The organism is Planomonospora corallina (assembly GCF_042650625.1).
Classification (GTDB): Bacteria; Actinomycetota; Actinomycetes; order Streptosporangiales; family Streptosporangiaceae; genus Planomonospora_B; species Planomonospora_B corallina.
In genome coordinates this window covers 23,127-36,550 of the sequence record NZ_JBHSBM010000011.1, presented here as the reverse complement: position 1 = coordinate 36,550, position 13,424 = coordinate 23,127, and the positions used below count along the sequence as shown (strand labels likewise).

The 13,424-nt window shown below is 71.3% G+C and carries 10 protein-coding genes; 5 read left to right on the top strand and 5 right to left on the bottom strand.

Translation table 11 applies throughout. From position 1 onward, the window contains the following. Nucleotides 1-16 precede the first annotated feature (16 nt). Genes ACFOWE_RS05075 through ACFOWE_RS05055 form a run of 5 tightly spaced genes read right to left on the bottom strand, consistent with a single transcriptional unit; the run spans nucleotide 17 to nucleotide 7,028 of the window. Nucleotides 17-2,179, bottom strand: coding sequence for an aldehyde dehydrogenase family protein (locus ACFOWE_RS05075; protein ID WP_377285727.1), 2,163 nt, complete (start codon nucleotides 2,177-2,179; stop codon nucleotides 17-19). Between the two features lie 7 nt (nucleotides 2,180-2,186). Then, complete coding sequence (locus tag ACFOWE_RS05070) at nucleotides 2,187-4,196, bottom strand: DUF6807 family protein (RefSeq protein WP_377285726.1); 2,010 nt, start codon at nucleotides 4,194-4,196, stop codon at nucleotides 2,187-2,189. Beyond that, nucleotides 4,184-5,236 (bottom strand): mandelate racemase/muconate lactonizing enzyme family protein, encoded by a 1,053-nt coding sequence (locus tag ACFOWE_RS05065; protein WP_377285725.1) that lies wholly within the window; start codon nucleotides 5,234-5,236, stop codon nucleotides 4,184-4,186. Before ACFOWE_RS05065 ends, ACFOWE_RS05070 begins: the two co-directional genes overlap by 13 nt. Continuing rightward, nucleotides 5,233-6,117: a 5-dehydro-4-deoxyglucarate dehydratase gene (locus ACFOWE_RS05060; RefSeq protein ID WP_377285724.1), complete on the bottom strand. Its 885-nt coding sequence runs from the start codon at nucleotides 6,115-6,117 to the stop codon at nucleotides 5,233-5,235. The genes ACFOWE_RS05065 and ACFOWE_RS05060 overlap by 4 nt, the downstream gene beginning before the upstream one ends. A 23-nt stretch (nucleotides 6,118-6,140) precedes the next feature. After that, a complete protein-coding gene (locus ACFOWE_RS05055) occupies nucleotides 6,141-7,028 on the bottom strand; it encodes an NAD-dependent epimerase/dehydratase family protein (RefSeq protein ID WP_377285723.1) in 888 nt (295 codons plus the stop codon). 495 nt (nucleotides 7,029-7,523) lie between these two features. Between ACFOWE_RS05055 and ACFOWE_RS05050 the strand changes: the two genes are divergently transcribed. From ACFOWE_RS05050 to ACFOWE_RS05030, 5 genes are all read left to right on the top strand, one after another. Further along, the gene (locus ACFOWE_RS05050) at nucleotides 7,524-8,480 is read left to right on the top strand and encodes an aldose epimerase family protein (RefSeq protein WP_377285721.1); all 957 of its coding nucleotides are present in this window, start codon (nucleotides 7,524-7,526) and stop codon (nucleotides 8,478-8,480) included. Nucleotides 8,481-8,812: 332 nt separating this feature from the next. Continuing rightward, nucleotides 8,813-9,808 carry a carbohydrate ABC transporter permease gene (locus ACFOWE_RS05045; RefSeq protein WP_377285719.1) on the top strand — a complete coding sequence of 332 codons (996 nt, stop codon included), beginning with the start codon at nucleotides 8,813-8,815 and terminating at the stop codon, nucleotides 9,806-9,808. Nucleotides 9,809-9,812: 4 nt separating this feature from the next. Then, entirely contained in the window at nucleotides 9,813-10,655 is an 843-nt protein-coding gene (locus tag ACFOWE_RS05040) for a carbohydrate ABC transporter permease (RefSeq protein WP_377286442.1), read from the top strand. Nucleotides 10,656-10,723: 68 nt separating this feature from the next. Continuing rightward, complete coding sequence (locus ACFOWE_RS05035; protein WP_377285717.1) at nucleotides 10,724-11,998, top strand: ABC transporter substrate-binding protein; 1,275 nt, start codon at nucleotides 10,724-10,726, stop codon at nucleotides 11,996-11,998. A 137-nt stretch (nucleotides 11,999-12,135) separates the two neighbouring features. After that, complete coding sequence (locus ACFOWE_RS05030; RefSeq protein ID WP_377285715.1) at nucleotides 12,136-13,422, top strand: Gfo/Idh/MocA family protein; 1,287 nt, start codon at nucleotides 12,136-12,138, stop codon at nucleotides 13,420-13,422. Nucleotides 13,423-13,424 lie beyond the last annotated feature (2 nt).

Genomic DNA, 13,424 nt, shown 5'->3' with positions numbered 1-13,424 from the left:
GCCGCCCACAGCCGGGTCAGAGAGGCGTGAGCACGCCGTTCACCCGGCGCGGCAGCCGCCACGGGTTGCCGTCCCGCAGCGCCTCGGGCAGCAGGTGCCGCGGGCAGTTCTGGTAGACGACCGGGCGCAGGAACCTGAGGATCGACGCGGCGCCCACCGAGGTGGACGCCGGCTCGGTCGTCGCCGGGTACGGCCCGCCGTGCTGCTGCGCCCAGCCGACCGCCACCCCGGTCGGGTAGCCGTCGAAGACCAGCCGTCCCGCCCGCTCCCGCATCACCGCCGTGATCCGGGCGGCCGGCTTCTCCTCCTCCGGCTCGCAGTGCAGGGTCGCCGTCAGGTTGCCGGGGGTGGCGGCCAGCGCGTGGAGCAGCTCGTCCTCGTCGTCGTAGGTGAGCACGACGGCCATCGGCCCGAAGCACTCCTCCACCAGCAGCTCGGAGGTCTCCAGCAGGGAGACCGGCCCGGCCAGCAGCCGCGCCGCCACCCGCCGCCCGCCCCCCGCCTGCCCGGTGGCCACCACGCGCAGGCCCGCGACGGCCTCCCGGTCGGCCGCGCCCGCCTCGAACCTCTCCCGGATGCCGTCGCCCAGCAGCACCTGGGGTCCGAGCGCGGCGACGTGCCGTGCCATCGCCTCGACGAGCCCGCCGCCCGACGGGGCCAGGACCAGCCCCGGCTTGACGCAGAACTGGCCCGCGCCCAGCGCCACCGAGGCCACGAGCCCCTCGGCGATCTCCTCGGCGCGGCGGGCGGCCGCGCCGGGGGTGACGACGAGCGGGTTGAGGCTGCCCAGCTCGCCGTAGAACGGGATCGGGTCGGGCCGGGACTTGGCCAGGTCGTGCAGGAAGCGCCCGCCGGGGATCGACCCGGTGAACCCGACCGCCTTGACCCGGGCGTCGCGCACCAGCGCGATGCCCGCCTCGTGGCCGTGGACGAGCTGGACGACCTCGGCGGGGAACCCGGCACGGCGGGCGCCCTCCCGCAGGGCGGCCAGGGTCAGCTCGGAGGTCTCCGGGTGCAGCGGGTGCGCCTTGACCACGACCGGGCAGCCCGCGGCCAGGGCGCTCGCGGTGTCGCCGCCGCCGACGCTGAAGGCGAAGGGGAAGTTGCCGGCGGAGAAGACCCCGGTCACGCCGAGCGGGACGTTCATCCGGCGCAGGTCCGGCCTGGTCCCGTCGGCGGTGTCGATCCGCGCGTCGAGGAAGGAGCCCTCCCGCAGCACCTCGGCGAACAGGCGCAGCTGGCCGCTGGTCCGGGTGATCTCGCCGGCCAGGCGGGCCGTGCCCAGGGCGGTCTCGGCGTCGGCGGCGGCGGCCAGGGCGCCGGCCCGCTCGTCCAGCGCGCCGGCCATGGCCTCCAGCAGCGCGGCCCGTCCAGCCGGTCCTGCCTCCTCCAGCCGGGGCAGCAGCTCCTCGGCCCTGCGGCAGGCGACGCCCACCTCGATCGGGGAGGTGGAGCCGTAGCGGCCGCGGCGCTCGCCCGTGCGGGCGTCGACGCTCCAGACCGGCTCGGCGGGCGCCCACTCCACCTGGCCGGGATCGGGCTCTCCGGCGGCTCGGGGCAGCAGGCCGCCCGCCGCCTCGACCAGCAGCCGGGCGGCCTCGACGGCTCCGCGCGCGGTGAAGTGGGTGTCGTCGGCGCTGCCCTCGGGGTAGTTCGGGTGCGGGCCGAGCCACAGGAACAGCTCCTTGGCCGCCTCGGGCCCGAGCTCCCGCCAGCGGCGCAGACTGGCGGCCTGCAGGTCGGCCAGGGGCACGCCCTCGGCCTCGGCCAGGGCCCGCATCGCGCCGGGATGGTCCCCGTGCGTGCCCTCCGGGCCGCACAGGCGCCGCTCGACGGAGGTGACCAGCACGGGCGTCGCGCCCCGGGCCCGGGCCCCGTCGAGGTAGCGGCGCAGGAAGTCCTGGTAGCCGCCGTACGGCGCGGCGAAGCGGCCCTGGTCGTGCTTGCCGTCGTTGTGGCCGAAGCAGACCAGCAGCAGGTCCCCCGGCGCGAGCGCGTCCATGATCCGCTGGAACATGCCCAGGCGCTCGACGGAGCTGCGCGCGCTGGCCCCGGGGACGGCCTCGTTGACCACGGGCACGTCCAGGAAGAGGGGGAGCGCCTGCCCCCACCCGGCCTGCGGCGCGAGCGCGGCCGGGTAGGAGGCGGCGGTGGAGTCCCCGGCGACGAAGACCCTCATGCGGCCCTCACGCCCGTGCCCGCGCGGCTTCGGCCAGCCGCTCGGCGGCGGCCCGGTCGAGCCGTCCGTCCGCCACGACCGTGACCACGCGCCGGCTCAGGGTGTCGGCGACGGCCAGCGGCCGGTCCCAGGCCAGCGCGGGGCCGACGCCGGGGTACTCGGCGACCCGCACGAACCACGGGTCCGCGTGGCCGAGCTGGACGAAGACCAGGCTCCAGGCGCCGGACACCAGCGCCAGCCAGAGGGTGACGCTGCCGTGGACCGCCTGCTCGCCCTCGGCCTCACCGGTGAAGACGGAGATGTCCGGCGCGGACTTGGGCGCGCGCCAGAAGAACCCGCCGTACCCGGCTCCCGGCCGTCCCTTGCACGCCGAGCTCTTGATCTCCAGCGGCTCGCGCACGGTCAGCGTGAAGGCGAAGTCCAGCGTCCAGGCGCCGCCGCCCGCGCCGAGCACGTCGCCGGACGCGCCGGAGGGCCCGCTGGAGGGCCCACTGGAAGGCAGGGCCTCGGCCAGCACGGTCCGCCGCTCGCGGGCGACGGTCTCGCCGCCCGGCCCGAGCCAGGTCAGCTCCTCGGCGAACCCGCTCCCGAGCTCCTCGAAGGCGTCGTGCCGCTGCCGGCCGTGGTCGCCCAGCCAGCTCGGCCCCCGGTCGCGGACGAAGGTCCGGCCGCCCCAGAAGTTCACCGCGCCGACGTCCGAGATCGCCAGGCTGACGCCCAGGTGGTGGACGTGGTCGTCCGGGCGGTGCTCGGTGACCTCCACACCGCCCAGCGTGCGCACCGGGTGCAGGTACGGCCGGGGCGAGTCGCTCGCCGGCAGGTCCGGCTCCCACACGTAGGAGGCCACCGGCGTGCCCGCGACCCTCAGCTCGCGCGCGCCCCGGCCCGCCGCGGTCCCGGCGGACCCGCCGGCCCAGGCCGCGCCCAGCTCCGAGAACAGGGCCAGCCGCTCGGCGCTGGTGTCCGTCAGCTCCTTGATCCCGGGCAGCTCGCGCCGGTCCGGATGGATCGTCTGGTGCTCGTCGGCGATCGGCAGCGGGTCGGGCGCCAGCCGCACCGCCTCCATGAACTCCATGAAGGCGCCGGTGCGGGCCAGCGGGACCAGCAGGTCCGCGCCGGTCCTGACGTGCTCGGCCAGGTTCTGCAGGAGGTTCGCCCGGGGGTGGACGGTCCCGTCGAGGTCGTCGGTGGTGTAGGTGAGCCTGGCCGTGCCCGCCGAGCCGTGCAGGAGCAGGTACGGCTCGTTCCGCCCCGTCGTGCACAGCGTCACCGCCACGGTGATCACCCGGCCGTCCGCCAGGCGGATCCGGGCGGCGGAGGTGTCGTCGGACTCGATCGGGTTGGCGTGGAACAGCTCCAGCTCGACCGAGGTGATCGCGCCGCGCTCCTCCGCCCCGGCGACCGCCAGCGCGGTGGCGGTCGCGTGCGCGAACGGGTTGGTGAGCGCGCCGTCCACCACGTCCCGCCCGTTCAGCCGGCGGCGGCCGGCCCAGGGCGAGCGGGTGAAGTACTCGGCGGGCCGCTCCCAGGCACCCGCCACCCCGATGCCGCGGATCGCGCCGAGCTCACCGGAGGCGATGAGCTTGCGCGCGGCGGGGATCGCGGCCGAGCCCAGGCTCTGGAAGCCGACCTGGCAGGCCAGGCCGGTCTCCTCGACCGCGGCGGCGATCCGCTCGAAGTCGGCCAGCGACGCCGCGGGCGGCTTCTCCAGCAGCAGGTGGGAGCCCGCGCGCAGCGCGGTCACCGCGAGCTCGGCGTGGGTGTCGATGGGCGTGCAGAGGATGGTGACCTCCGCGCCCGTGCGCCCGATCAGCCCGGCCAGGTCGTCCGGACGGGCCTGCTCCGGGGTGCCCAGGCCGTGCAGCCACTCCGCCTCCACCGGCCGCACGTCGCAGACGCCGACCAGCTCCACCAGACCCCGCCCGGTCAGGTCGCGCAGGTTCTCCAGGTGGGAGCGGCCGTGGCCGTACGCGCCCGCGAGCACGACCCGGACCGGCCCGCCGTTCAGCTCGCCCATGTCATCCCCAGCCCCGGCCGGCCGGCCGTGCGCAGCTCGGTTCCGTCGATCTCCACCGGGTGCGGCTCGGCCAGCAGTCCCAGGTCGCTCAGGGAGGCGTCCTCGACCAGCTCCACCATGACCGGGTGGTGCAGGGTGAGGGCGAGCTGGCCCGAGAGCTCGGTCAGCAGGTGCGGGTAGACCGGCACGTCGAAGGCGCGGGCCAGCTCGGCGATCCGCAGGAACGGGGTGACGCCGCCGACCCGTACCACGTTCGGCTGGACCACGTCGCACGCGCCGGCGGTCAGCAGGTCGCGGAAGCCGTGGACGGTGTAGACGTTCTCGCCGACCGCCACCGGCACGCCGATGCTCCGCCGCAGCTCCACGTGGGCGGCGAGGTCGTCGGCGGGCAGCGGCTCCTCGATCCAGTGCAGGCCGTACGGCTCCAGCGCGGCGATCGCGCGGCGGGCCCGGTGCAGGTCCCAGCGCTGGTTGGCGTCGATCATCAGGATCACGCCGGGGCCGACGACCTCGCGGACCGCGGCGACCCGCTCGACGTCCTCGGCCAGGTCGGGACGGCCCACCTTGATCTTGACGGCCGGATACCCGGCGGCCTTCCAGCGCCCGGCCTGCTCGACCAGCTCCTCGAGGGAGTAGTGCAGGTTGACGCCGCTGCCGTACACCGGGACGCCCGCCCGGCGCGCGCCGAGGACGTCCACCAGCGAGGACTCCCCGCAGCGCAGGTCCCACAGCGCCAGGTCGACCCCGGCCATCGCGACCGTCGCCAGCCCGCCGCGCCCGGCCTCGCTCAGGTGCGTGCGCAGCCGGTCCCAGACCACCTCCGGGTGGGCGGGCATGCCGAGCACGGCCTCGCGGATGTCGTGGTCGAGCAGGGCCTTGACGGCATGCGCCCCGATCTGCGGCGTCCAGGAGAACCCGGTGCCGACCCGCCCGTCCTCCAGCGTGATCTCGCACACGATCACGTGGTTGTACGGCACGTCCGCGCCCCACGGCCGGCGCAGCGGCGCCGACCGCAGGGTGGTCCTCAGATCCTTGATCATGCGGACACCAGGGCGAGGCCGCGCTCGATGAGCGCGCCCAGCTCGGCCTCGTGCTCGGGGGCGAGGTCGCTCAGCGGCGCCCGGACCGGGCCGACGTCCAGGCCGCGCAGGCGCAGGCCCGCCTTGACCAGGGCGACCGCGTAGCCCGGCCCCTTGCCGCGCAGCTCGACCAGCGGCGCGTAGAACTCGGTCAGCAGCCGCTCGCTCAGCTCGCCGCCGTTGAAGTAGGCGGTGGCGATCTCCGGGGCGAAGGCGAACACGGCCGAGGAGTACAGCTCCACGCCGAGGCCGCGGTAGGCCGGCATGGTGAGCTCGGCGGTCGGCAGGCCGTTGAAGAACGTGAAGTCCGGGCCGATCTCCCGCCGGACAGCCAGCACGGTCCGCTGGAACCGGTCGATGTCGCCCAGGCCGTCCTTGAGGCCGATCACGCCGGGGATGCGGGCCAGCTCCACCACCGCGTCCGGCTCCAGCACCAGGGCGCCGCGCTGGTAGACGATCACGGGCAGCTCGGCGGCGACCGCGCGGACGTACTCGGCGAAGCCGGCCCGGCTGCCCAGCATCAGGTAGGGCGGCATGAGCAGCAGGCCGTCGGCGCCCGCGGCGCGGGCCGCGCGGGCCTGCTCCAAGGCCGCGCCGAGCGGGCCGCCCGCGCCCGCGAGCACCGGCACCGCGCCCTGGACGGTCTTGACCGCCACCTCGACGGCGCGGGTGTGCTCGGCCTGGGACAGCGCGGAGAACTCACCGGTGCCGCAGGCCACGAAGACGCCGCCCGGGCCGTGCTCCATGTTGCGGCCGATGTGCTCGGCCAGGACGTCGGCGGCGAGCGCGCCCTCACTGTCGAACGGGGTCACCGGGAAGAACAGGACGCCGCTGAGATTCATGATCGTTTTCCCTTCGAGAGGCTTCAGGAGGAGAGCTCGGTGCGCCAGCTGCGCTTGGCCTGCCAGCCGAGCAGGCGCTCGGCCTTGGCGGAGGAGAAAGCCGGCGCGGTGCCGGTCAGGCCGTCCGCGAAGCCCTCGGTTCCGGGCATGACCTTCGGCAGCAGGTCCGCCAGCGGCTCACGCGCCAGCGCGTCCGCGGCCCCCGCGAAGAAGGTCTCGCCGTTCGGCAGTCCGGGCAGCTTGTCGAGGAGGGCGATGAACAGGTCGCCCACGTCGCGGGCGTCGATGTAGTTGAAGAGCGAGACCCCGGCGATCTCGGGCCGGTCCAGCCTCTCGGTGACGGTGTGGCCGGACTGGGTCGGCGCGCCCTCCCACTCCTCCGGCGCGATCACGAAGCAGGGCCGCACCGCGGCCAGTTTCGTGGTGGCGGAGGCGCGGGCGTAGGAGCGCATCGTCTCCTCGGCGACGTGCTTGGACAGGTTGTAGGCGTTCCACGGCTCGGCCGGGTGGTCCTCGTCGAGGGGGAGGTAGGACGGCGTCCAGCCGCCCGGGCGGCCGTACCCGATGACGGTCGGGCTGCTGGCCACGACCACCTTGCCCACGCCCAGCGCCACCGACGCGTCGCACACGTTGAAGGCCAGCTGCGTGTTGGTGCGGAAGATCACCTGGTCGCTGCGGCTGAACGGGGTGGCGATGGCGGCTAGGTGCACGACGGCGTCCGGCCGGAACCGGGCGATCACCTCGTACGCCTCACCGAGATCGGTCAGGTCCGCGGGGAGGGTTTCGGCGGCGTCGGCGGGAGTGCCCGGCATGTTGTCCACGCCGATCACCTCGTGCCCCGCCGCGGCGAGCGCGGACACGACGCTGCGCCCGAGGCGCCCGGCGCTCCCGGTGACAAGAGTTCTGCTCACGGGTGTCTTTCCCTTCTGGCAGTCACGAGCACGCTCAGAGACTGCAACCAGTTGCGCCAAACAGTGGCGTCATCTCGCGGAAACGTCAAGGCGTCAATTTTAGGCACCTCTCTGACCTGCGATTTTCTCATAAAGATCATCGTTTTCCGTCACAACCGGTCGCAGGAAACCCGCCTGCGGCGCCTAGTAGGGATGCAACCGTTTGCGTTACGGTGCCGCGGGCGGGGTACCCTCGCCCGCCGCCCGAAGGGCGGGCCGGCCACCGGGTACCCACCCGATGGGAGCCCGCCCGGACCGCCGAGGCGCCGCCGCGCGGTCCCGGCGCACAGTGCCGCCGCACAGCGTCGTCACACAGCGCCGTCGTACAGCGCCGTCGTACAGTGCCGGCGCCGTGCCGTACCGGTACGGCACGGCATCGGCGTGACGTCGGCGCGGCACCGGCCCGACACCGACCCGAAACCGACACAGCACCGACCGACAGAGAGCGAGCTCACCGTGAGATTCGGATCCACCCCCGCCGGCGACCCCGTGGACCGGCACGTCCTGTCGAACGGCCGGGTGCGCGCGGGCGTCCTGACCCTCGGCGCGACCGTCCAGTCACTCGAACTGCCCGACGGCACCGACGTCGTCCTCGGCCTGCCCACCGTGGACGACTACCTGACCCGCAGCCGCTACTTCGGCGCGGTCGTCGGCCGGTACGGCAACCGCATCGCGGGCGGGCGCTTCACCCTCGACGGCGTGGAGTACCGGCTGCCGCTCAACAACAACGGGCACAGCCTCCACGGCGGGCTGGCCGGGTTCGACAAGCGGGTCTGGCGGGCCGAGCCGGACGGTGAGCGGGCCGTCCGGCTGACCTACGTCAGCGAGGACGGCGAGGAGGGCTACCCGGGCACGCTCACCGCCTCGGTCACCTACACCCTCACCGACCGCGACGAGCTGCGGATCGACTACCGCGCCACCACGGACGCGCCCACCGTGCTCAACCTGACCAACCACTCCTACTTCAACCTCGCCGGCGGCGGTGACGTGCTCGGCCACGTCGTCACCCTCGAGGCCGACCACTACCTGCCGGTCGACGAGGGCAAGATCCCGCTGCCCGGGGAGCCGGCTCCGGTGGCGGGCACGCCGTACGACTTCACCCGGCCGGCGGCGGTGGGCGCACGCCTCGAGGGCTGCTACGACCACTGCTACGTGCTGCGCCCCGGCGGCGTGATGCGGGTGGTGGAGCCGGTGAGCGGCCGGGCGATGGAGGTGACGACCACCGAGCCGGGGGTCCAGTTCTACACCGGGCACATGCTGGACGGGGTCGCCACGCCGTACGGCAGGTACGCCGGGCTCTGCCTGGAGACGCAGCACTTCCCCGACTCGCCGAACCGGCCCGACTTCCCCTCCACCGTGCTCCGGCCGGGACAGGAGCACACCTCGGTCACGGCCTACCGTTTCACATACTGACCACTGTCTGATTTGTCCAGAAAAAGCGAGATATGACTGGTTGCCGAGATGTGGCAACCCCTCGATCTTTCCTAAAGAAAACCAATCATCCCATGACCGTATCTCCACTCCTCTTTCTGCAACCGCTTGTAGCAACGAAGCGATAGTTACAAGATCCTTTATTTCGCGAAACCTGTCGTTAACCCTACGACCTGCACAAACATCGATAACGATATATCGATAACAAGCAGGTAACGCATGCAAAGGGTTGACGTGGCTTTCCCAGACCTATAGGAAAGCGCCATCCAATCACGTCACATCGGGAGGTCCCGTGATGACGACTGAATCAGGAAATGTCCGGGCCCGATCCACACAGGGGTTCCGCCGTGGTTGATTCGTTGTCGCTGAAGAAGCCGGTGGCCACGCCCCCCGCCCCCGTCCAGGGAAGCGGGCCGGCCGTGAAGCGCTCTCGCCGTGAGGCGTTGGCCGCCTACACATTCCTCGCCCCATGGTTCGTGGGCCTGTTCCTGATCACGGTCGGTCCGATCGTGGCCTCGTTCTACCTGTCCTTCACCAACTACAGCCTCCTGGAGGAGGCCGAGTGGGTCGGGCTGGAGAACTACCTCAAGCTGTTCACCGAGGACCCCCGGTTCTGGGCCTCGCTGAAGGTCACCGCGATCTACGTGGTGGTCTCGGTCCCGCTCCAGCTCGGCTTCGCGCTGGCACTGGCGCTGATGCTGGACCGCGGCCTGCGGGGCCTGTCGTTCTACCGGTCGATCTACTACCTGCCCTCGCTCCTGGGCGGCAGCGTGGCGATCGCCATCCTCTGGCGCAAGATCTTCGGCGCCGACGGCCTGGTCAACGCGGTGCTCGCGATCTTCGGCATCGAGGGCACCAGCTACGTCAACAACCCCGACACCGCGCTGAGCACGCTGATCCTGCTGCACGTGTGGACGTTCGGCGCCCCGATGGTCATCTTCCTGGCCGGCCTGCGGCAGATCCCGAGCAGCTACTACGAGGCCGCGTCGATCGACGGCGCCGGCACCATCCAGCAGTTCAAGTCGATCACGCTGCCGCTGCTCACGCCGATCATCTTCTTCAACCTCGTGCTGGAGATCATCAAGTCGTTCCAGTCGTTCACCCAGTCGTTCATCGTCAGCAACGGCACGGGCGGCCCGAACGACTCCACGCTCTTCTACACGCTCTACCTCTACACCAAGGGGTTCAAGCACTACGAGATGGGCTACGCCTCGGCGATGGCCTGGGTGCTCGTGGTCATCATCGCCGGTCTGACCGGGATCAACTTCCTCGCGTCCAAGTATTGGGTCTTCTATGGCGACAGCAAGTAGCCGGATGCCGGTCCTGTACCGGCGCCGCGTCTCCAGGGGTGCCAAGCACCTGATGTTGATCGGCTTCGGCCTGGTCATGCTCTACCCGCTGCTGTGGATGATCTCCAGCTCGCTCAAGCCGGAGGAGCTGATCTTCCGTGAGCCCGGTCTGATCCCCAGCAAGATCACTTTTGACAACTACACCAAGGGCTGGGACGCGCTGGCCCACCCGTTCAGCTACTACCTGTGGAACTCGGCGCTCATCACGGTGCTGTCGGTCATCGGCAACCTGGTCGCCTGCTCGCTGGCGGCCTACTCGTTCGCCCGGCTGGACTTCCCGCTGAAGAAGCTCTGGTTCGCCCTCATGCTCGGCACGATCATGCTGCCGCTGCACGTGGTGATCGTCCCGCAGTACATCATGTTCGCCCAGCTGGACATGATCAACACGATCTGGCCGCTGATCCTGCCGAAGTTCCTGGCGCACGACTCGTTCTTCATCTTCCTGATGGTCCAGTTCATCAGGACGCTCCCGCGGGAGCTCGACGAGGCGGCCTCGATCGACGGGGCCGGCTACTGGCGCACGTTCTTCCGCGTCATCCTCCCGCTCTGCACCCCGGCGCTGGCCACCACGGCGATCTTCACGTTCATCTGGACGTGGAACGACTTCTTCAGCCAGCTCCTCTACCTGAACAACCCCGACAACTTCACCGTCCCGGTGGCGCTGCGCACCTTCCTGGACTCCAGCGGTGAGTCGTCGTGGGGACCGATGTTCGCCATGTCGATCATCGCCCTCGGACCGATCTTCGGATTCTTCCTGGCCGGTCAGAAGTACCTGATCCGCGGTATGGCCACCACGGGTCTCAAGTAAGCCCTCCCCATATCCCTGAGTAGTCCTCTTCAACCCCCCTGATAATGATCAAGAGGAAGGACCGAGAGATGCGCTCTCTCAAGGCGGCGGCCCTGCTCGCGGTGGCGGCCCTCACCCTTACGGCCTGCGGCAGCGGCGGCGACGGCGGCGAGTCCGCCGACGGCAAGGTCAAGATCCGCTTCTCCTACTGGGGTTCCGACTCCCGGCAGAAGCTGACCGAGCAGGTCATCGCGGCGTTCGAGAAGAAGAACCCGAACATCGACGTGGTCGGCGAGTTCTCCGACTGGCCGAGCTACTACGAGTCGCTGGCCACCAAGGTCGCGGCCAACGACGCGCCCGACGTCATGACCCTGGAGATCCGCGGCCTGGCCGAGTACGCCGGCCGGGGCGCCCTCCTCGACCTCACCGGCAAGGTCAACACCGCCGACCTCGACCAGGAGGTGCTGAAGGCCAACCAGGTCGACGGCAAGCAGTACGCCATCCCCACCGGCGTCAACGTCTTCGCGATGTACGCCAACAAGTCCGTCCTCGACAAGGCGGGCGTGGAGCTCCCGGACGACAAGACCTGGACCTGGGACGAGTACATCAAGCTCTCCGCCAAGATCACCGAGGCCGGCAAGGGCGAGTACTACGGCACCGAGTACACCTCCAACAACCCGACCTACCCGACCATCTACGCCGCGCAGCGCGGTGAGAAGCTCTACGACAACGGCAAGATCGGCATCACCGCCGACACGCTCAAGGCATGGTGGGGCAACTTCACCCAGATGATCGAGACCAAGGCCTCGCCCGACGCCGCGAAGATGAACGAGATCATCGCCGGTGGCGTCGAGCAGTCGCTGATCGGCACCAACAAGGGCGCGTTCGGCATGTGGTGGAGCAACCAGCTCGGCACCCTGAGCAAGGTCTCCGGCTCCGAGCTGACCATGCTCCGCATGCCGAAGCTGGACGCCTCCGGCGGCAACGGCATGTTCCTCCAGCCCGCCATGCACTGGACGGTCTCCAGCAAGTCCGAGCACCCGGCCGAGGCGCAGAAGTTCGTCGACTTCCTGCTCAACGACCCGGAGGCCGGCGGCATCCTGCTCAGCGACCGCGGCCTGCCGATCAACTCCAAGGTCCTGGAGGCGATCAAGGGCAAGCTGACCCCGGCCGACCAGCAGAGCGTGGACTTCATCGAGCAGATCAGGGGCGAGCTCACCCAGGCGATCGTCCCGCCGAAGGGCGCCTCTCAGATGGAGGACATCATCAAGCGCTACACCGAGGCGGTGACCGCCGGGCAGCAGAGCGCCGACGAGGCGGCCACCAAGTTCCTCGAGGAGGCCAACGCGGCCATCTCCGGCTGACCCGCCGGCCGGCCGGCGACTCCTGAGCCGTCGCCGACCGGCCGCACCGGCTGAGAGAGGCCCTCACGCCTGCCGTACGGCTCGTGCGGACCGCACGCGCGAGCCGTACGGCACACCAATCGGGGAGATGAGACGAGATGAGATACGCATTCGTCGGGCTCGGCCACCGCGCCCAGATGTACGTCGACGCGCTGCTCGGCGACTGGCGGGACACCGGTGAGATCGTCGCCCTGTGCGACACCAACCGGACCCGGATGGACTACTACGCCGAGCTCATCGGCCGGGACGTCCCCCGCTTCGCGCCGGACGACTACGCCAAGATGCTCGAGCTGTGCGACGCGGTGGTCGTCGCCACCGTGGACGCCACGCACGCCCACTACGTCGTGACGGCGCTGGACGCGGGCAAGCGCGTGATCGTCGAGAAGCCGCTGACGATCGACGCCGCCAGCTGCGCCGCGATCGCCGCCGCCGCCGAGCGGAGCACCGGCTCGCTGGTCGTCACCTTCAACTACCGCTACTCGCCCCGCAACTCCGCGGTCCGCCGCCTCATCATGGAGGGCGCGATCGGCGAGATCACCTCCGTGCACTTCGACTGGGCCCTGGACACCATCCACGGCGCCGACTACTTCCGCCGCTGGCACCGCGACAAGGCCAACTCCGGCGGACTGCTCGTGCACAAGTCCACCCACCACTTCGACCTGGTCAACTGGTGGCTGGCCGCCTCCGCGCGGACCGTGTACGCCCAGGGCGACCTGCGCTTCTACGGCGCCGAGAACGCCCGTGCCCGCGAGCTCGACGCGCGGCCCGCGCGCGGCCAGGGCGCGCCCGGCCTCGGCAGCGACCCGTTCATCCTCGACATCTCCGCCGACCCCCGGCTCAAGCGCCTCTACCTGGACGCCGAGCACGAGGACGGCTACATCCGCGACCAGGACGTCTTCACCGAGGGCGTCACGATCGAGGACAACATGGCGGTCCTGGTCCGCTACGACAACCGGGCCGTGCTCACCTACTCGCTCAACGCGCACGCCCCCTACGAGGGCTACCGGGTCGTCTTCAACGGCACCGGCGGGCGGATCGAGCTGGAGGTCTGCGAGCGGGCCTGGACCCCGCCGCACGCCGCGATCGACCCCACCGCCGCCTCCAAGGAGCACGCGACGGGCGCCTGGGAGCGGCTCCTGCTGCACCAGCACTGGCAGGAGGCCCGGGAGATCCCGATCGAGCAGGGCGCCGGCGGCCACGGCGGCGGCGACCGGCTCCTGCTGGACGACGTCTTCCGCGGGCCCGGCGACGACCCGCTGGCCCGGCAGGCCGGCTACCTCGACGGCATCCGCAGCGTCATGGTGGGCGCCTCGGCCAACGAGTCCATCCGCACCGGGCGGCCGGTCCACCTGGCCGACGGCGGCACCCGCATGGCGGACAGCTGAGC